The organism is Pelagibius litoralis, assembly GCF_011683915.1.
Taxonomy (GTDB): Bacteria; Pseudomonadota; Alphaproteobacteria; order Kiloniellales; family Kiloniellaceae; genus Pelagibius; species Pelagibius litoralis.
In genome coordinates this window covers 75113-94415 of the sequence record NZ_JAAQPH010000005.1, presented here as the reverse complement: position 1 = coordinate 94415, position 19303 = coordinate 75113, and the positions used below count along the sequence as shown (strand labels likewise).

18 protein-coding genes are annotated in these 19303 nt (G+C 62.6%); 15 read left to right on the top strand and 3 right to left on the bottom strand.

Annotated elements, in window-relative coordinates; genetic code table 11:
• Window positions 1-59 precede the first annotated feature (59 nt).
• Genes acsA through HBA54_RS08030 form a run of 5 tightly spaced genes read left to right on the top strand, consistent with a single transcriptional unit; the run spans window position 60 to window position 5946 of the window.
• Window positions 60-1865, top strand: coding sequence for an acetate--CoA ligase (acsA, locus tag HBA54_RS08050; protein WP_167223252.1), 1806 nt, complete (start codon window positions 60-62; stop codon window positions 1863-1865).
• The gene (gene pdhA, locus HBA54_RS28970) at window positions 1862-3856 is read left to right on the top strand and encodes a pyruvate dehydrogenase (acetyl-transferring) E1 component subunit alpha (RefSeq protein ID WP_167223250.1); all 1995 of its coding nucleotides are present in this window, start codon (window positions 1862-1864) and stop codon (window positions 3854-3856) included. The genes acsA and pdhA overlap by 4 nt, the downstream gene beginning before the upstream one ends.
• Window positions 3853-5028: a dihydrolipoamide acetyltransferase family protein gene (locus HBA54_RS08040; protein ID WP_167223248.1), complete on the top strand. Its 1176-nt coding sequence runs from the start codon at window positions 3853-3855 to the stop codon at window positions 5026-5028. The genes pdhA and HBA54_RS08040 overlap by 4 nt, the downstream gene beginning before the upstream one ends.
• The gene (locus tag HBA54_RS08035) at window positions 5025-5273 is read left to right on the top strand and encodes an acyl carrier protein (RefSeq protein ID WP_167223246.1); all 249 of its coding nucleotides are present in this window, start codon (window positions 5025-5027) and stop codon (window positions 5271-5273) included. Before HBA54_RS08040 ends, HBA54_RS08035 begins: the two co-directional genes overlap by 4 nt.
• On the top strand, window positions 5233-5946 hold the full coding sequence (locus HBA54_RS08030) for a DUF2238 domain-containing protein (RefSeq protein WP_167223244.1): 714 nt from the start codon (window positions 5233-5235) through the stop codon (window positions 5944-5946). The genes HBA54_RS08035 and HBA54_RS08030 overlap by 41 nt, the downstream gene beginning before the upstream one ends.
• 351 nt (window positions 5947-6297) lie before the next feature.
• On the opposite strand, the gene HBA54_RS08025 is transcribed toward HBA54_RS08030, so the two are convergent.
• Complete coding sequence (locus tag HBA54_RS08025; RefSeq protein ID WP_167223242.1) at window positions 6298-7257, bottom strand: LysR substrate-binding domain-containing protein; 960 nt, start codon at window positions 7255-7257, stop codon at window positions 6298-6300.
• A 157-nt stretch (window positions 7258-7414) separates the two neighbouring features.
• Here HBA54_RS08025 and HBA54_RS08020 point away from each other — a divergent pair, with 157 nt between their 5' ends.
• The 8 genes from HBA54_RS08020 to gph all read left to right on the top strand — a co-directional run bounded on the left by HBA54_RS08020 (window position 7415) and on the right by gph (window position 15916).
• Complete coding sequence (locus HBA54_RS08020) at window positions 7415-8452, top strand: class 1 fructose-bisphosphatase (RefSeq protein WP_167223240.1); 1038 nt, start codon at window positions 7415-7417, stop codon at window positions 8450-8452.
• A 10-nt stretch (window positions 8453-8462) separates the two neighbouring features.
• The gene (locus HBA54_RS08015) at window positions 8463-9335 is read left to right on the top strand and encodes a phosphoribulokinase (RefSeq protein ID WP_167223238.1); all 873 of its coding nucleotides are present in this window, start codon (window positions 8463-8465) and stop codon (window positions 9333-9335) included.
• A 19-nt stretch (window positions 9336-9354) separates the two neighbouring features.
• On the top strand, window positions 9355-11364 hold the full coding sequence (gene tkt / locus HBA54_RS08010) for a transketolase (protein WP_205944494.1): 2010 nt from the start codon (window positions 9355-9357) through the stop codon (window positions 11362-11364).
• A 197-nt stretch (window positions 11365-11561) separates the two neighbouring features.
• Entirely contained in the window at window positions 11562-12644 is a 1083-nt protein-coding gene (gene fba, locus HBA54_RS08005) for a class II fructose-bisphosphate aldolase (RefSeq protein WP_167223234.1), read from the top strand.
• A gap of 19 nt (window positions 12645-12663) precedes the next feature.
• On the top strand, window positions 12664-14085 hold the full coding sequence (locus tag HBA54_RS08000) for a form I ribulose bisphosphate carboxylase large subunit (protein WP_167223232.1): 1422 nt from the start codon (window positions 12664-12666) through the stop codon (window positions 14083-14085).
• A 31-nt stretch (window positions 14086-14116) separates the two neighbouring features.
• A complete protein-coding gene (locus HBA54_RS07995) occupies window positions 14117-14470 on the top strand; it encodes a ribulose bisphosphate carboxylase small subunit (RefSeq protein ID WP_240932569.1) in 354 nt (117 codons plus the stop codon).
• Between the two features lie 76 nt (window positions 14471-14546).
• Window positions 14547-15227 (top strand): ribulose-phosphate 3-epimerase, encoded by a 681-nt coding sequence (rpe, locus tag HBA54_RS07990; RefSeq protein WP_167223230.1) that lies wholly within the window; start codon window positions 14547-14549, stop codon window positions 15225-15227.
• A complete protein-coding gene (gene gph / locus HBA54_RS07985; RefSeq protein ID WP_167223228.1) occupies window positions 15224-15916 on the top strand; it encodes a phosphoglycolate phosphatase in 693 nt (230 codons plus the stop codon). The genes rpe and gph overlap by 4 nt, the downstream gene beginning before the upstream one ends.
• Here gph and HBA54_RS07980 read toward each other — a convergent pair.
• Complete coding sequence (locus tag HBA54_RS07980) at window positions 15899-17419, bottom strand: fused MFS/spermidine synthase (RefSeq protein ID WP_277345342.1); 1521 nt, start codon at window positions 17417-17419, stop codon at window positions 15899-15901. The two genes, gph and HBA54_RS07980, sit on opposite strands and share 18 nt — an antisense overlap.
• A 356-nt stretch (window positions 17420-17775) precedes the next feature.
• Between HBA54_RS07980 and HBA54_RS07975 the strand changes: the two genes are divergently transcribed.
• Both HBA54_RS07975 and HBA54_RS07970 read left to right on the top strand, forming a co-directional pair.
• Entirely contained in the window at window positions 17776-17949 is a 174-nt protein-coding gene (locus HBA54_RS07975; RefSeq protein ID WP_167223224.1) for an IS6 family transposase, read from the top strand.
• A 42-nt stretch (window positions 17950-17991) separates the two neighbouring features.
• Window positions 17992-18246 (top strand): DDE-type integrase/transposase/recombinase, encoded by a 255-nt coding sequence (locus tag HBA54_RS07970; RefSeq protein ID WP_322096004.1) that lies wholly within the window; start codon window positions 17992-17994, stop codon window positions 18244-18246.
• A 12-nt stretch (window positions 18247-18258) separates the two neighbouring features.
• Here the strand turns inward: HBA54_RS07970 and denD are convergent, their stop codons facing one another.
• Entirely contained in the window at window positions 18259-19257 is a 999-nt protein-coding gene (denD, locus tag HBA54_RS07965) for a D-erythronate dehydrogenase (protein ID WP_167223219.1), read from the bottom strand.
• Window positions 19258-19303: the final 46 nt, after the last annotated feature.

Here is a 19303-nt window from a genome sequence, read left to right as displayed (position 1 = left end):
GACAATGCCCAGTGGAGGCTTGATTTAGGTCATGGAGGGTCTGTCGGAACCGCTTGAGTATGCTTCGACTGGAACTCGGCATCCCGAACCGCCGGAGCAAGCCTTCATTGGACACTATCCATAAGCAAGACCCAGCCCTGCTGCAGCGCGCTAATCTGCGCGATTATGACAGCGTCTACGGTCGTTTCTCCTGGCTGGAAGCCCGCGCGGAATTGGACGGCCTGCCTGGCGGCGGCCTTAACATCGCTTTTGAGGCAGTCGACCGGCATTTGGCGCATGGGCGCAGCGAGAAGGTGGCTCTGCGCTGGCTTGGCAAGGATGGAGGCCAGCAGGACTTTACCTATGGTGCACTGGCTGCGCAGAGCAATCGCTTTGCCTCTGTGCTGAAGGGCTTCGGGCTGGAGCGCGGTGCCGTTGTATTCGGGCTTATGGGGCGACGACCGGAGTTGTATCTGACGGCACTTGGAGCCTGGAAGAACGGCAACGTCTTTTCGCCGCTGTTCTCCGCCTTCGGGCCGGAGCCCCTGAAAGCCCGGATGACCATCGGCCGCGCCCAGGCGCTGGTAACCACCGATAGGCTCTACAGCCGCAAAGTGGCGGCTTGGCGCAGCGAACTGCCAGATCTGCGTCTCGTGCTGTTGCTGCGCACCACCGACAAGGCGCTGCCGCCGGATACCGTCGACCTCACAGCCGCCCTGGCCGAGGCATCCGAGGTCTTCGAGATCGCCGAAACCGAGCCCGAGGATCGGGCACTGTTGCATTTTACCAGCGGCACCACCGGCAAACCCAAGGGCGCAATCCATGTGCACGAGGCCGTGGTGGCGCATCACATCACGGGGCGCTATGCCCTCGACCTGCACCCTGGCGACGTCTACTGGTGTACCGCCGACCCAGGATGGGTGACCGGCACCTCCTACGGCATAGTCGCGCCGCTAACCAACGGCGTTACCATGATCGTCGACGAGGCGGAGTTCGACGCCGAGCGCTGGTACGGCATCATCCAGGACCGCAAAGTCACGGTTTGGTACACGGCGCCGACTGCAATCCGCATGCTGATGCGCGCCGGACGGGGGGTCGCTGACCGCTACGATCTTAGCAGCTTACGCTTTCTCGCCAGCGTCGGCGAGCCGCTCAATCCCGAAGCGGTAGTCTGGAGCCAGGAAACTTTCGGCAAGCCGTTTCATGACAACTGGTGGCAGACCGAAACCGGTGGCATCATGATCGCCAACTTCGCCGCAGAGGACGTGAAGCCCGGCTCCATGGGGCGGCCTTTGCCCGGCATCACCGCCGGCATCGTCGAGCGCAGGCCCGACGGCGGTGTCGAGGAAATCGCCAAACCGATGGCCATGGGTGAATTGGCGTTGCGGCCCGGCTGGCCATCGATGATGCGCGGTTACCTGGACGAGGAGGCGCGCTACCAGAAGTGCTTCGCCGACGGCTGGTATCTTTCCGGCGACTTGGCGATGCGCGATTCTGATGGCTACTTCTGGTTCGTCGGCCGCGCCGACGACGTCATCAAGAGTGCCGGCCACCTGATCGGCCCCTTCGAGGTGGAGAGCGCCCTCATGGAACACCCCGCTGTGGCGGAGGTCGGGGTGATCGGCATTCCCGACGAGACGGCCGGAGAGGTTGTGAAGGCTTATGTCGGCCTTAAGCCCCAGTTCGAGGCGAGCGATGCCCTCCGCAGGGAACTGCTGGGCCATGCCCGCAAGCGCTTGGGGCCCGCGGTGGCGCCGCGTGACATCGCATTCCGTGCCAACCTGCCGAAGACCCGCAGCGGCAAGATCATGCGCCGCCTCTTGAAGGCGCGAGAGTTGGGTTTGCCGGAAGGTGATCTCTCGACCCTGGAAAGCGACGAGCGATGAGCAAACCGCACCTAAGCCGTGAGCACGCTCTGCATTTGCTGAGAGAGATGCTGCGTATCCGCCGTTTCGAAGAGAAATGCGCCGAGCTCTATACCCAGGAAAAGATCAGGGGCTTTCTACATCTCTACATCGGTGAGGAGGCCAACGCCGTCGGCGTCATGCAGGCGCTCGCCCCCGATGACGCGGTGGTCGCCACTTACCGCGAGCACGGCCACGCCCTGGCCCGCGGCGTCTCTATGGACGGTGTCATGGCGGAGATGTACGGCAAGCAGGAGGGTTGCAGCGGCGGGCGCGGCGGCTCCATGCACATCTTCGATGCGGCAACCAATTTCTACGGCGGCAACGCCATCGTCGGCGGCGGACTGCCGCTCGCTGTGGGCCTGGCGCTGGCCGACAAACTGCAGGGGCGCGATCGCGTCACCGCCTGCTTCTTCGGCGAAGGCGCGGTGGCCGAAGGCGAGTTCCACGAGAGCCTGAACCTGGCGGCCTTGTGGAACCTCCCGGTGTTCTTCGTTTGCGAAAACAATCTCTATGCCATGGGCACGGCCTTGGAGATCTCCGAGTCCGAGACCGATATCCACAAGAAAGCCGAAAGCTACCGCATTGCCTCCGAGGTCGTCGACGGCATGGATGTGGTGGCGGTGGAGGCGGCCGCCCAGGCCGCGGTCGAGGCGATCCGGACCGAAGGCAAGCCGCGCTTCCTGGAATGCCGCACCTACCGCTTCCGCGCACACTCGATGTTCGACGCCCAGCTCTACCGCGAGAAGGGCGAGGTCGAAAAATGGAAAGAGCACGGGCCGATCCTGCGCTACCAGACCTGGCTGCGCGAAACCGGCATCCTGCACGGCAGCGATGTCGAGGCCATGGAGGCGGAAGTGGCGGCGGAGGTCCAGGTCGCGGTGGATTTCGCCGAACAGGGAACCTGGGAGCCGGTCGAAAACCTGCTCGCCGATACCTATGCCGACGGCGCGGCCGATACGGCTGTTAAAGCAGCCGCTGCGCCGCCACCGGAGATGACCTATCGCGAGGCCATGCGCGAAGCCCTGCGCGAAGCACTGACCCGGGACGAGCGGGTCTTCCTGATGGGCGAGGACGTTGCTCACTACGGCGGTTGCTACGCGGTTTCCATGGGATTGTTGGATGAATTCGGGCCGGAGCGTATTCGCGATACGCCGCTGTCGGAATCCGGTTTCACTGGCGCTGGCATTGGTGCTGCTTTGGGTGGCATGCGGCCGATCGTCGAGGTCATGACGGTGAACTTCAGCTTGCTGGCGCTCGATCAGATTCTTAACTCGGCGGCGACCCTGCGCCACATGTCCGGTGGGCAGTTCGGTGTGCCGCTGGTGATCCGCATGGCGACCGGCGCCGGCAAGCAATTGGCGGCGCAGCATTCGCACAGCCTGGAAGGCTGGTTCGCGCATATTCCCGGCATCAAGATTCTGGCGCCGGCCACCGTGGCCGATGCACGCGCCATGCTGGCTCCGGCACTGGCCGACCCCGATCCGGTGCTGATTTTCGAGAACGTCATGCTCTACAATCGCCGCGCCGAAGCGGATGCCTCCATTGGGCTTTCGCCGGAAAGCGTGTGGCAGGCGGCGCTGCGCCGCACCGGCAAGGATGTGACGGTCATCGCCTATGGCGGCGGCCTGTGGCGGGCCATGACCGCGGCGGAGGAATTGGCCGAGGCGGGCATCGAGGCGGAGGTCGTAGACCTGCGTTGCCTCAGGCCGCTGGACGACGCAACCATTGCCGCCTCGGTCGCCAAGACACGGCGTGCCGTCATCGTCGACGATGGCTGGCGCTCCGGCAGCCTGGCGGCGGAGATTTCGGCACGAATCACGGAGGAGTGTTTCTGGTCGCTGGATGCGCCGGTGGAACGCGTCTGCGGTGCCGAGGTGCCGATTCCCTATCCGCGGCATCTGGAGCAGGCCTCCCTGCCGCAGCCGGCGGACATTGTCGCTGCTGCCAAACGTACGCTGCACCGGACATGAGCGAATTCCTCATGCCGTCGCTTGGCTCCGACATGGAGGCCGGCACTCTTATCGAATGGTTGAAAGCGCCTGGGGAGGCCGTGCATCGCGGCGATATCGTGGCCGTGGTGGAAACCCAGAAAGGTGCGATCGAGATCGAGATCTTCGAAGACGGCGTGATTGAAGAGCAGCTTGTCGAGATCGGTCAGACCGTGCCGGTGGGCATGCCGCTGGCGCGCCTGAAGGGCGCTGGCGAAACCGCGCCGCCGCCTGAAGCGGCGCCACCGCAAGTGCCGGAACCGGCGCCGCTGCCGATACCAGCCCCGCCGCCGCAAGCTCTGCCGTTGCCAGGCGCCGCGGGCGTCCTGGCCTCGCCGGCGGCGCGTAAGCTGGCTGCCGAGCGCGGCCTCGATCTGGATGTCCTCACCGGCAGCGGCCCGGGCGGTGCGGTGGTGTTGTCCGACCTGGGGGCGGGCAGCGGGCCGGCGCCAGGCACCGCTCCGGCGAAGGTCAGGCCCCGAGGTGTGGATCTGGAAGAGATGCGCAAAGCCATTGCCGCGGCAATGAGCCGGTCCAAGCAGGAAATCCCGCACTACTACCTCTCCCACGATGTGGATCTGGCTGCCGCTGCAGCCTGGCTGGAACGGACCAACGCCGCACGCGAACCGATCGAGCGCCTGCTGATGGGTGCGCTGCTGCTCAAGGCCGTGGCGCTGGCCTTGACCAAGCACAAGGCCTTTAACGGTTTTTACGGCGAGGAGGGCTTTCTGGCGAACGCCGATATCCATATCGGCACTGCCGTGTCGATCCGCGGCGGCGGTCTGGTGGCGCCGGCCATCCACAACACGGATCAACTCGGCCTCGACGAGATTATGACGCGCATGCGCGACCTGGTGGCGCGGGTCAGGACCGGCAGCCTGCGCAGTTCCGAACTGTCGGCCCCGACGGTAACAGTCTCCAGCCTTGGCGAGCGCGGGGTCGAGGGCATGTTCTCCATCATTTACCCGCCACAGGTGGCGATCCTCGGTATCGGGAAGGTGGTTGAGCGCCCCTGGCCGGTTGCGGGTGAGATAGCGCTCAGGCCCGTCGTGACGGTCACCCTGGCAGGCGATCACAGGGTGAGCGACGGTCACCGGGGCGCCGTTTTCTTGAACGAGATCGACCGTCTGTTACAGGAGCCCGAAGCGTTATGACCCCCGACGAGGCACGTGGTGTGTTCTTCGAAGAACTGGGCAACATCGCCCCGGAGTGGGACCCGGCCGAGATCGATCCCCAGGAAGATATCCGCGACGCCATGGATATCGATTCCATGGATTTGCTGAACTTGGTTATCGCCTTGCACAAACGGCTGGGACTCGACATTCCCGAATCTGACTATGGCGAGTTGGTGACGATCGATGGTGCCATCGCCTATCTGGCCGCCAAAAGCAGCGGATAGGGGATATCGACTGTTCACCACCGCCGCAGGCCCGGTTACGGCTGATTTCGCCGGCAACCGTCTGCTGCAGGGGATAACCCTCGCCTATGTGCTGCTGTGGCTGGCGCTGGCCATCGCGCCTGTCAACCGCTTTGACTGGTTTCTGGAAAACCTACTGGTGTTCTTCTTCGTCGGTCTGCTGGCAGTGACCTATCGCGCCTTTCCGCTCTCGAGCTTGTCCTACCTGCTGCTGGCGGTTTTTCTCGGGCTGCACGCCGTCGGTGCCCACTATACCTATTCGAAGACGCCCTTCGGCTGGTGGCTCGTCGAGCTTCTTGAGTGGGAGCGCAACCACTACGACCGGGTTGTGCATTTCCTCTTTGGTCTGATGTGCAGTTATCCGCTTTGGGAGGTGGTGAGGCGCGGCACGCGCCTTGCCGGCTGGTGCAGCTATGGCATTGCCTTTGCGGTCGTTCTGGCCTTCAGCGGCATCTATGAGATGCTCGAATGGGGCGTCGCCATGATCCTTAGTCCGGATGCTGCCATGGCCTTTCTCGGTACCCAGGGTGATGTCTTCGATGCGCAGAAAGATACCGTCCTGGCCACCGGTGGAGCCGTTATTGCCCTGTCGTTGATCGTGCTCACCGAGGGGGTGGGCAGGGCATCTGGAAAGGCTCGACCGCCGACTTCTTGATCTGGTGCAAGGGTACCGCGGGTATTGTCATCTATGGACACCCCCCTGATTGCAAGTGGTTTTGATGATTAGAGGCGGGCTGGGTTTGCAGTCATCTATCCGGCCTCTCGATGCAGCATCTTCTTCACTGCGGGCCCTGATGGAATCCGAGGATCGACGCCTTGTCAGACTATCGAGCTCAAGGCTCGGGTCAAGGACTATGCCGAGGTCTGCCGGCGCAGCTACGGCCAGAAGGAAAGCGTCCAGTCGGACAAATGCTCGATTGAGAGCGTCACTTCTCGAAAACCCTGAACTCTCTGGATCCATACATCCATCGCTGCTTTCTATTTGTCGGCCGTGCTGATTTGGACATCAGCGCCTCCGCGCGATTTTCCGCGTCGAGACGGCGGGCAGGTGCTCGGCTCCTGAGGTTGCGAAGAAATCCCAGAGGGCTTGTGCCGCAGGGAGCAGGCGCTTTTCCTGCGGGCGAACCACAAACCATTGACGCACGATCGGCAGGCCTTTGACCGGCAGTGCGGCGAGGCGGCCGTATTCGATCTCGGCGGAAACCGTGTGGGCCGAGATCAGCGCGATCCCGAGGCCTGCCATGACGGCCTGCTTGATGGTTTCGTTGCTACCGATTTCCATGCCGAGGTTCGGGCTGAGCCCGGCATCTGAAAACAAACGCTGCATCAGCAGCCGGGTACCTGAGCCTTTCTCGCGCAGCAGAAAGGTTTCCTGCGCCAGGTCTTTGAGAGCGAGCCGCTTGCGCCCGGCGAGGTGGTGGTCGATGGGGGCGACGATGATATGGGGATGATCGCCGATAACCGCTTTCTCCACAGCGTAATCTATCGGCGGCCGGCCCATCACGGCGAAGTCGAGATTGTGATCGCCCAGCGCGGCGATGGTTTCCTCGCGATTGCCGACCTGCAGACGGATGTCCACGTTCGGATGCGATTTGGCGAATTCGGCAAGGGCCCGCGGGGCAAAATACTTTGCTGTGCTGACGACGCCGACGGAAGCACGGCCACCATCGCTGCTGATCAGGGCGCGTAGCGCTTCGCCGCAGTCTGCCAGTGCGATCTCGATACGCTCGGCGGTGGCAAGCAGCTCCTGTCCCGCCTGGGTGACCCGTAAACCCTCATGGCTCCTTTCAAGGAGCGGCAGTCCGGCGTTCTGCTCCAACAGGCGGAGCTGAAGGGAGACGGCCGGCGGCGTGATGTTCAGCGCCTGGGCGGCACCGGAAGCGGTTCCGCTGCGCACCGTGGCTGCCAGGGCGCGCAGCTGTTTCAGCGATACTCGTTGTATGGAGGAGTTTAGTTTTTCTTTCATACTGCCAAAGTTAATTCAAATTTACTTTATATTCAAGAATGGTGATATTTCCCGGCAGCTGCGGCGCATGAGGCGCCCGGGAAAAATGCGCTCTGTGTTGGCTCTTGCTGCGGCGCAAGTATGTCGCCGAGGCCCTAAGGACTGCCGGGAGAAAACAATGGGTGAGTTTGCAAGTCTTTCCCGGCATTTTGAGGTCTGGGCTGCCGCCGACCCGGAACGCCGTGCAATCGTCCAGACAGTTGAAGCTCTTGCCGGCGCCGCCATTCAACTGGCGACACTGATCGGACAGGGGGCTCTTGCCGGGGCCTTGGCGGCGGTGGTCGGCGAGAACAGCGACGGCGACGCCCAGAAGGCACTCGACATCCGCGCCGATGAGCTTTTCCTTGCTGCCCTGCGCGCTACGCCGGTTGCCGTCTTCGCTTCCGAGGAAAACGAAACAGCCCTGCCTTTGAACGATGGCGGGCAGCTTGCCGTCGCTATCGACCCACTCGACGGATCGTCGAACATCGATACCAATGTTTCGCTCGGCACGATTTTCTCGATCCTGCCGGCAACCGGCTCTGTCGCCGGGCCTGCCGTCCTGCAGCGCGGCACCGCTCTGCTGGCGGCGGGTATGGTGGTCTACGGTCCTCAGACGACGCTGGCGCTTACGCTGGGGCAGGGTACCTGCCTTTTCACGCTCGATCGCGCGCAAGGCTGCTTTCGGCTGACGCAACCGGCGGTGACGATCCCGAAAGGCCACCGTGAATACGCCATCAACGCTTCGAACTACCGCTACTGGGACGATGCTGTCCGCAGCTATATCGACGACTGTATGTCCGGTACCCAGGGGCCGCGGGGCGAGAACTTCAACATGCGGTGGATCGCTTCCCTGGTGGCGGAAACGTCGCGCATCTTCGCCCGCGGTGGGATCTTCCTCTATCCGCGGGATTCCCGTCCCGGCTATCAGGATGGGCGCCTGCGCCTGATCTACGAAGCCAACCCCATCGCCTTTCTGGTCGAGCAGGCAGGTGGCGCAGCGACGGATGGAGAGCGGCGTATTCTGGAGATCCAGCCGGATGCCCTGCATCAGCGGGTTCCCCTGGTGTTTGGCGCCCGTGACAAGGTCGAACGGGTCGCCCGCTACCATAAAGATCCCCACAGCATCGCCGAGCGCTCACCCCTGTTCGCGCGGCGCGGCCTGTTTCGGGCTTGAGGACGCGGCCTTGTCGAAACAACACCCCATCATCTCGGTGACCGGCTCGTCAGGCGCGGGAACTTCGACGGTAAAGCATACCTTCGACCAGATTTTCCGGCGCGAGGGGGTCGATGCCGTGTCGGTCGAAGGTGACGCCTTCCATCGTCATGATCGCACCGCCATGAAGCGGGCCATGGCGGAAGCCGAGACGAAAGGCGATGCGACCTTCAGTCACTTCGGGCCCGATGCCAACCTCCTCGAAGAACTCGCGGAAACGTTCCGCCAGTACGGCGAGAACGGTGGCGGGCGCTCGCGGCACTATGTCCATGACCAGGAGGAGGCGGCGTTCTACGGCGTTCCACCGGGCAGCTTTACGGACTGGGAGAACTTTCCCGCAGAGAGCGACCTGCTTTTCTATGAAGGTCTGCACGGCGCCGTCGTTACGGACAGGGTCGATGTGGCCCAGCACCCCGACCTCAAGATCGGTGTCGTGCCGGTCATCAATCTCGAATGGATTCAGAAGGTCCAGCGCGACAAGGTCGCCCGCGGCTATTCCACCGAAGCGGTGATGAACACCATCCTGCGCCGCATGCCTGACTATGTCCGCTACATCTGCCCGCAGTTCACAGAGACCGACATTAATTTTCAACGGGTGCCGACGGTCGATACCTCGAATCCCTTCGTCGCCCGCTGGATTCCGACTGCCGATGAATCGATAGTGGTGATCCGTTTTCGCAACCCCCGCGGCATCGACTTCCCTTATCTGCTGTCGATGATTCACGACAGCTTCATGTCCCGGGCGAACTCGATCGTCATTCCGGGCGGCAAACTCGACGTTGCGATGCAGCTCATCCTGACTCCGATGATCTTGAAGTTGGTCGAGCGCAAACGGCGGGCATGATGAACCGATGGAGAGCCTTATGACCACAGCGCAGTTAGAGACCGAAGCGGCAATCGAAGTGGCGCCGAGGGACCTCGCCAATGCTATCCGCGCGCTCTCCATGGATGCCGTCGAGGCGGCGCAGTCGGGCCACCCGGGCATGCCGATGGGGATGGCGGACGTGGCGACCACGTTGTTCACTCGCTTCCTGAAGTTCGATCCCGGCGCGCCGGACTGGCCCGACCGTGACCGCTTCGTGCTGTCGGCCGGGCATGGATCGATGCTGCTCTATGCGCTGCTCCATCTGACCGGCTACCCGGATATGACCCTGCAGGAACTGAAACGCTTCCGCCGCCTGGGCGCGAGAACGGCCGGACATCCCGAGTACGGGCACGCCGCCGGTATCGAGATGACCACGGGGCCGCTGGGCCAGGGCATTGCAACAGCGGTCGGCATGGCCCTTGCCGAGCGTATGCAGTCTGCGCGTCATGGAGATGGTCTGGTCGATCACCATAGCTACGTGATCGCCGGAGACGGTTGCCTGATGGAGGGGATCAGCCACGAGGCTATCGACCTGGCCGGCCATCTGAAGCTGTCGAAGCTCATTGTCCTCTTTGACGACAACGGGATTTCGATCGATGGGTCGACGGACCTGGCGACTTCGATGGATCAGCCCGCCCGTTTCGCCGCTGCGGGTTGGCATGTCCAGTCTATCGACGGCCATGACACGGCGGAGATCGCCGAAGCGATCGAGCGCGCGAAAGCGAGCGACCAACCCTCTCTCATCGCCTGCAAAACGGTTATCGGTTTCGGTGCGCCCCACAAGCAGGGAACGGCGGCGACCCATGGCAGCCCGCTGGGCACCGAAGAGGTTGCCGCGGCGCGCGAAGCTCTCGGCTGGCCATACGAGCCCTTCAAGATACCGGAAACGATCCTCATGGCCTGGCGCGGGGCGGGCCTGCGGGGGCGGCAGGAACGGAAACGTTGGGAGGAAAGGCTCGCCGCGGCGACGCCCGACGCCCGGCGCTGTTTTGAAGACGGATTGAGCGGTGCCTTGCCCTCTGATTTTGACGAGACCGTTACCGCCGTGAAACGGCGTTTTGCCGAGGAAGCACCCAAGCTTGCGACCCGGCAGTCCTCGCAAGAGGTGCTGGAGGCCCTGGCCGGGGCTCTGCCCAACCTGATCGGCGGCTCGGCCGATCTAACCGGATCGAACGGGACCAGGACCAGCGGCTACCAGCCGGTCAGCGCCGAGTGCTTTGGTGGCAACTACATCCACTTCGGCGTCCGCGAGCACGCCATGGCCGCGGCGATGAACGGCCTGGCGCTGCACGGTGGCTTCATCCCCTATGGTGGCACCTTTCTGGTCTTTGCGGACTACGGTCGGCCGGCGATGAGGCTTTCTGCGCTGATGGGGTTGCGGGTTATCCATGTCATGACCCATGACTCGATCGGCCTGGGCGAAGACGGGCCGACCCACCAGCCGGTTGAGCACCTTGCCGGTCTGCGGGCCATCCCGAACGTGCTGGTTTTCCGCCCGGCCGATGCGGTGGAGACCGCCGAGGCTTGGCAATGCGCCCTCAACGAAGAAGCTACGCCCTCCATCCTCTGCCTCTCGCGGCAGGGCCTGCCGACGCTGCGCCGGCGGCATATCACCGTCAACTCGGTGGCGCTTGGAGGCTATCTGATCCGCAAGGTCAAGGGCGATCGCGACGTTACCCTGCTGGCCAGCGGGTCGGAAGTGTCCATCGCCATGGAGGCCGCCGAGCAGCTGTCTGCCGAAGGTCTTCAGGCGGCCGTTGTGTCAATGCCCTGCTGGGAGCTGTTCCAACGCCAGTCCCCGGCCTACCGCCGCGCCGTTCTCGGTGCCGCGCCGCGTCTCGGGATCGAAGCCGCTGTGCGCGACGGCTGGGACCGCTGGCTGCGCGAGGGCGACCGTTTTGTCGGCATGCAGGGCTTCGGTGCCTCGGCCCCGGCGCCGGATCTCTATCAGTACTTCGGCGTTACCGTCGACGCCGCCGTGAAGGCCGCGCGCGACCTGGCCGGATGAACGGAGGCAAGCCCATGACAACACACATCGCCGCCAACGGCTTTGCCCTCAGGGTATTCGGCCGTGGCGCTCAGAAGGTGCCGCGGCCGGTTGCTCAGCCGAAAGCTGCTGCGTCGAGTCCCAACCCTGAGGTGGCGGTTGGGGCCGTCCCGCCCCGCTGCTCCGCCGAAGCATCCCTAGACCGAGGAGACTAAGCCATGGCACGCATCACGTTGCGGCAACTTCTGGACCACGCTGCCGAAGAAGGCTATGGCGTACCGGCCTTTAACATAAATAACATGGAGCAGATACTCGCGATCATGCAGGCTGCGCGGCTGACCGATGCACCGGTGATCCTGCAGGCCAGCCGCGGCGCCCGCGCCTATGCCGGCGATGCGATGATCACCAAGATGGTCGAGGCAGTGGAGGCCATGTATCCGGAGATTCCGGTCTGCCTGCATCAGGATCACGGCAACAGCGAGGCGACATGCTTTTCCGCCATTCAGGCAGGCTTCACCTCGGTGATGATGGACGGCTCCCTGGAGGCCGACGCTGCGACACCGGCCTCTTACGACTACAACCTGTCGATCACCGGCAAGGTGACCGAGGCGGCCCATGCTGTGGGGGTCTCGGTGGAGGGGGAACTTGGCTGTCTCGGCTCCCTCGAAAGCGGCAAGGGCGAGAAGGAAGACGGCCACGGCTTTGACGGCACGCTGTCGCGCGATCAGCTTCTGACCGACCCGGACCAAGCCGTCGACTTCGTTACCCGGACCAAGGTCGATGCCCTGGCCATCGCCATGGGAACGTCACACGGCGCTTACAAGTTCAGCCGCAAGCCGGACGGCGAAATCCTGGCCATGCAGGTTGCCCAGGCGATCAACGAACGGCTGCCGGAGCTGCATCTGGTGATGCACGGTTCCTCCAGCGTCCCCCAGGCCCTGCAGGACCTGTTCAACGCCAATGGCGGTGCCATGCCGCAGACCTTCGGCGTGCCGGTGGAGGAGATTCAACGGGGCATAGCCTATGGCGTCCGCAAGATAAACATCGATACGGACTGCCGCCTGGCCATGACCGGCATGGTTCGCAAGACCGCCAGGGAACAGCCCGAAGAGTTCGACCTGCGCAAATTCCTTAAACCTGCGCTCGAAGCCCTGCGCAAGCTCTGCGTCGAGCGCTACGAGCAATTCGGCACGGCCGGGCAGGCCTCGAAGATCAGGCCGCTGCCGCTGTCAGAAATGGCCAAGCGCTACGATGCCGCTGCGCTCGACCCTTGTCCCGCCGTTTCCAACGCTGCGGCCTAACGCCAGGAGGAGATCGATCATGACAACCAAGACCTACGACGCCGGAGTCAAAGACTATCGGCAGACATATTGGGACCCATCCTATACGCCGAAAGACACCGACCTGCTGGCCTGTTTCAAGATCACGCCGCAAGAGGGTGTGCCGCGGGAAGAAGCGGCGGCGGCGGTGGCTGCGGAGTCGTCGACCGGCACCTGGACCACGGTCTGGACCGATCTTCTGACCGACCTGGAATACTACAAAGGCCGGGCCTACCGGGTGGAGGACGTGCCGGGCGACGATACCTGCTTCTATGCCTTCGTCGCCTACCCCATTGACCTTTTCGAGGAGGGCTCGATCGTCAACGTGCTGACCTCCTTGGTCGGGAACGTTTTCGGCTTTAAGGCGATCCGGGCACTGCGCCTGGAGGACATCCGCTTTCCGCTGCACTATGTGCTGACCTGCGGAGGGCCGCCCAACGGCATGGTGGTCGAGCGCGACAAAATGAACAAGTACGGCCGGCCCATGCTCGGCTGCACGATCAAGCCGAAGCTCGGTCTCTCGGCGAAGAACTACGGCCGGGCGGTTTATGAGTGCCTGCGCGGTGGACTCGACTTCACCAAGGATGACGAGAACGTCAACTCACAGCCCTTCATGCGCTGGCGCCAGCGTTTCGAGTTTGTCGCCGAAGCCGTGAAGAAGGCCCAGGCCGAGACCGGCGAGCGCAAGGGGCATTATCTCAATGTCACCGCGCCGAACGTCGAAGAAATGTACAAGCGTGCCGAGTTCGCCAAGGAGCTCGACATGCCGATTATCATGCATGACTTTCTGACCGCGGGCTTCACCGCCAATACCTCTTTGGCGAACTGGTGCCGCGACAACGGCATGCTGTTGCACATCCACCGGGCCATGCATGCGGTGATCGATCGCAATCGCCATCACGGCATCCACTTCCGGGTGCTGGCCAAGTGCCTGCGCCTTTCCGGCGGCGATCACCTGCATTCCGGCACGGTGGTTGGAAAGCTGGAAGGCGACCGCGAGGCCACCCTTGGGTGGATCGATATCATGCGGGAGTCCTTCATTCCGGAGAACCGTGGGCGCGGCATCTTCTTCGATCAGGATTTCGGCCACATGCCCGGTATTTTTCCGGTCGCTTCCGGTGGCATTCATGTCTGGCACATGCCGGCGCTGGTTTCGATCTTCGGCGACGATGCCGTACTGCAATTCGGCGGCGGAACGCTCGGCCATCCCTGGGGCAACGCCGCCGGCGCAGCCGCCAACCGTGTCGCGGTCGAGGCCTGTGTCAAAGCACGCAATGAGGGACGGAACCTTGAAAAGGAGGCGCGCGATATCCTGACCGAAGCGGCCAAGCATTCGCCTGAACTCGGCGCTGCCATGGAAACCTGGAAGGAGATCCGGTTCGAGTACGACGTGGTCGACAAGCTCGACGCCGCCGTCGGCTGATAGGGAAATTCTCGCTAAGGAGTGCGCTGTGATGGAAATGACCGTACGTGACTATGATTCCCGCATGAAGGACAAGGCTTCGAAGAAATACGGGACCTTCTCCTACCTGCCGCCGATGGATGCCGCAGGGATCCGCAGGCAGGTGGACTACATGATCCAGCAGGGCTGGAACTGCGCCATCGAGCATGTCGAGGCGGATCGCGCAGGGGACGACTACTGGTACATGTGGAAGTTGCCCCTGTTCGGAGAACGAGACGTCGATGCGATCATGAACGAACTGACGAGCTGCCGCGAGGCAAACCCAGCCAATCTGATTCGCATCGTCGGTTACGACAACAGGCGCCAGACCCAGGGCCAGTCGATGGTGGTTTATCACGGGGCATAGTCTTCTCCCAGAAGACTTGCCGGTGGCTTGTCGCCAGGCAGGTCACCGGTCCCTTTTCCTGCTATGGGGTCTGCCAGTGAGCGCAATCAAGATCGCACCCTCGATCCTTTCGGCCGACTTCGCCCGCCTGGGCGATGAGGTTGCCGCTGTTGACGCCGCGGGCGCTGACTGGATCCACATCGATGTGATGGACGGACACTTCGTTCCCAATCTGACGCTGGGTCCGGACGTTATTCGTGCGATCCGGCCATACAGCAGCAAGGTTTTCGACGCGCACCTGATGATTGCGCCCTGCGATCCATTTATCGAGGCCTTTGCGCAGGCGGGAGTCGATATCATTACCGTTCATGCGGAGGCTGGACCGCACCTTGACCGGTCTCTTCAACTGATCCGGTCCTGTGGCAAGAAAGTCGGTGTTTCTCTCAATCCGGCGACTCCGGTCAGCGTTGCAGAGCACGTTTTGGACCGGCTGGATCTGGTCCTGGTGATGACGGTCAATCCGGGTTTCGGTGGGCAGTCCTTTCTGGAGTCGCAGCTCGACAAGATCCGCCGGCTGCGCGACGTGATCGGTCAACGGCCCATCGACCTTCAGGTTGACGGCGGTGTCAACACGAAGACTGCGGCAGCGGCCCGCGATGCCGGGGCCAACGTGCTGGTCGCCGGCTCGGCCGTTTTTGCCGGGACGACGCGGGCCGAATACGCCGCAAACATCGACGCGATCCGCAACGCCGCCCAGGGCGTGAAGACCGCTGCATGACGACTTTGCGGCAGGCTGTTGTCTGGGATCTCGACGGGACGCTTATCGATTCCGCAGCCGACATCGCGGCAGCCCTGAACGCTCTGCTGAGCGCCCATGACCTGCGGGGCCATGATGTTGCCCGTGTTAGGGGCATGATCGGTGGCGGAGTCGCAAAGCTTATTGAGCGAGGATTTGCCGCCGCCGGGGACCCGGTGTCGACGCTCTCGGCATCGGATCTTGCGCCCCGTTTCCTGGAGATCTATAGCGCGGCGCCAACCGTCAGGACAAAGCTGTTTCCGGCTGCCGCGGAAACCCTTCGGAGCCTGGACGAGGCCGGGTTTTGCCAAGCGATCTGTACCAACAAGCCAGAAGCCGTATCGTGCGCCATCCTTGCGCAGTTCGACATCCTCCGGTACTTCACTGCCGTGGTTGGCGGCGATACCACAGCAGCCAAGAAACCCGATCCACTGCCTCTCCGCCGAGCGCTCACCTTGCTCGGAGTCGGGCCGGAAGCCGCCGTGATGGTAGGGGATTCCGCTGTCGACGTTGCCATGGCACGCGCGCTTGGCATGCCGGTGGCTGCGGTGACCTTCGGCTACGGCGGGTGCGGGCCGGCCGATCTCGGCGCTGATGCCCTCGTCGATCACCTGGATCAGGTGCCGGGCGTCCTGAAAACGCTGGCCCCTGCGTCATTGCAGGTTCAATAGACGGTCGACCGGCGTGAAGTCATCGCTCAGGATCGGAACCTCCGCGGCGGCGACCTTGGCGTCGAGATCATGCGCCGGCCACCGCAAGTATTGCCGATCGGGGTCCGACAGCGACCATAGGCGATCGCTTGAGCTTGGTCTTTGCGCCGCCAGGATGACGAAGGTGATTCGCCCGGAGACCGCGGCTTGCTCGCGATCGACCCAGACCTCCACCACAGGGAAGACCTGCTGAAGGGTCGTGACCATCGAGAAAAGGGCCGTGAGCCGATCGCCCCGGTCGACAAGGTTCATCAGATAAATGCCGTCTGAGGACAAACGCCGTTCGACAAGCTGAGCAAATTCCCGCGTCATCAGGTGGGCCGGCACCGCAATGTCCTTGAAGGCATCACCGACGATGACGTCCAGACTTTCGGCGGGCTGGCGTGAAAGCGCAGCGCGGGCATCGTCATGGACAATGCGGAAGGCGCTTGTGTCCACCCAAAGAGACGAAGCTGCCGCGGCCGTGACCGCGGGGTCGATCTCGGCGACCGTTATCTCACCGGTCCATCCCGATGATGCCCAGGCACGGGGGAGCGTATAGGCGCCACCACCGATAAAGTAGGCTGAAGCGTCCGAGTTTTCACCGAGATAAGCACGGGCGAGAAGATCGATGATCTCGACGTAGGGGCTGACCAGCCCGCTTGGCTGGTCCCTCAGATTTATGCCATGGCCCAGATGATCGAGGACAAGCAGCCTGGCCTCAACCCCAAGATCCTCCGTCATGTCGACGACACGAATGCAGTAGTAGTCGCTCTCGACGTCGCAGGGCGAGGCAATGCGGGCGAGGCCGGCAATACCAGAGATGGCGGCAAGCAGCAGGGCCAGGGACGCGGCGATGGCACGAAGCGCCTTTGCGCCCAGCGAAAAGAACAGCACGGCAAGGGTCAGGTAAACGGCGGCGATTGCCAAGATGGTACCGGACGTGCCGATCCAGGATATGAACAGGAAACCGGCCAGCAGGGTTCCGGCAATGGCACCCAGAGCACTGAGAGCGAACATCAGGCCCAGCGTTCGGCCGGCACGATGCGGGGCTTGGTCGATGGCGACTTTCGACAGCACGGGCGAGGGCACGCCGGCGCAGAAACTGGGTAGAAAGAAAACGGCGAAGGTGAGCGCTGAGATCTGCGCGACCCTGTCCATCGGTAGCGACAGGACAGGCCCGGAAAGCAGCCGCACCAACCAAAGACTTGCCGTTGTGCTCGCGGCACCCAGGGTCATGGTCGCGGCGAGCCAGAGATAGGCTCTTGCAGTGTTCCGCTCGGCGACCCAGCCGCCGAACCAGTGACCGGCGGAGAATCCGGCCAGCACCACGGCGATGATGGCCGTCCAGGTATAGAGGGACATGCCCAGGTAAGGGGCCATCATCCGCCCGGCGGTGATCTCAACGATGAGCCCGCAGGCGGATACGGCAAAGATCGCAAAAGCATTTGCCGCACGTAGCGGGTCTGGACGACGGCCTAGCAAGTTGGATCGGCCGCAGTTCGCTTTGCGCCGCCGGACGAAACTGAGGCACGCAATAGAGCAAAGACGGAAAGCTGTACGCGCATGTGGATCATTCTCTGCAAAGCTGTCCGACGACAATTCAGCCGCTCAATTTGCCGGCGAGGCCTTGGCCCGCCGACATGCAGGCCGTTTTGGCAAACCGCAGGGTCTTCCGACAATATTGAGCTAACGACAACGGCATCGTATACGAGATTTGGAATATATTAAATCGTTATCGTTAGCGCATCCGGGTCCGTGGCCGGGTCTATGGTCTGATGTAGGGGCGTTGAGACACTAAGTCGGTAGCCGAGGTGGGCAGAGGTCGCTACGGTCTCCCGATGATCCCGATTCCCTTCAAGCGTCATCGTTTTTCGCCGGCGATCATTCAATACGCAGCCTGCCTCTACACCCGGTTCACCCTGTCATTTCGTGATGTCGAGGACCTGCCGAGCGAACGTGGCATCGATGTATCGAACGAAACGGTGCGGCGCTGGTTCCTGAAATTCGGGTGATTGGTTGCCGTCACTCTTCGCAGCAGTAGTCTGCGCGCTGAGGTGCTGGACTTTCTGATGCAGCCACGGCGCTGCGCTAAATCGGCGAGACGGTTGATCCGGAAGTTGCTGAAGGAGCAGGGCTTCGCGCTGAAGCGGATCACCACGGACAAGCTAGAATCCTACGCCGTCGCCATCCGTAAAGAACGGCTGTCGGCGGTTCACGACCAGGGCCTGCGCGCGAACAATCGGGCGGAGAAGTCGCATCAGCCGGTCCGGCGATCCAACCAGCTCATTCCTGTGACAGTGTCTGCTTGATCAAGCCGTTGGTTACGCCGAAGTAGCTCCCAGTTCATCTTCTATGTGAACGGCAATGATATCTTCGAACGAACGCTCTGCCCTGAAACCAAGGTCGGTGGCACGATCGGCGGTGAAGTCTTGGGGCCATGCGGCAATGATGGCCGCGATATCCGGGTTGGGTTCTCGTCTTATCAGCGCAATGGCATCGTTGCCGGCTACGGTTCGCAGTGCTTCTACCTGCTCGGCGACGGTCGCCGACAGTCCCGGCATGTTGAGCGTTCGCCGATGCCCCAAACGGGAGCTGTCCATCGTGCCGGCGTGAAGCAGGAACCGGACAGCGGCGCGCGGACTGGCATGCCAATGACGCACAGTATCTTCAACGGGCAGGGTCGCTGGCTGACCGACAAGCGGTTCACGCAGAATGCTTGAAAAGAAGCCTGAGGCGGCTTTGTTGGGCAGGCCGGGACGGATGCAGATTGTGGGCAATCTAAGGCCAACACCGTCCATGAATCCACGCCGGGTATAGTCTTCAAGTAGTAGTTCGCCGATGGCCTTTTGTGTGCCGTAGCTGGTTTGCGGCGTGCGGAAGAACGTATCGGAGATCGTATCGGGATAGGGGCCGCCGAACACGGCAATCGAAGAGGTGAAGACGACACGCGGCCGATAGTCTGCTGCATTGCCGTTTCTATCCCTTTCGCGGCGGATCGCTTCGAACAGATGGCGCGTGCCATCGAGGTTGATGGCGTAGCCTTTCTCGAAATCGTTTTCGGCCTCGCCGGACACGATGGCGGCCAGATGAAAGATGATGTCGGGTCGTCTTTTCGTCAGGAGGGGCGCGGTGTCTGTGTGAGATAGATCGAATGCAAGGCTTTCGATCGGGAATGCTGGGTTCTCTGGCGTCTCGGCAACTGCGATGTCCACCAGTGTCAGTCGCGTTACGCTCTGGCCGTTGCATTGCCTTGTTTTTGCAATGACGGAGGCGAGTTTCTTTCCAAGCATTCCAACCGCGCCGATGATCATGACGTGCATGGCGATACACTTTCCTGGTCTGATGGGCCCTGGTCTGAAAGAGGGT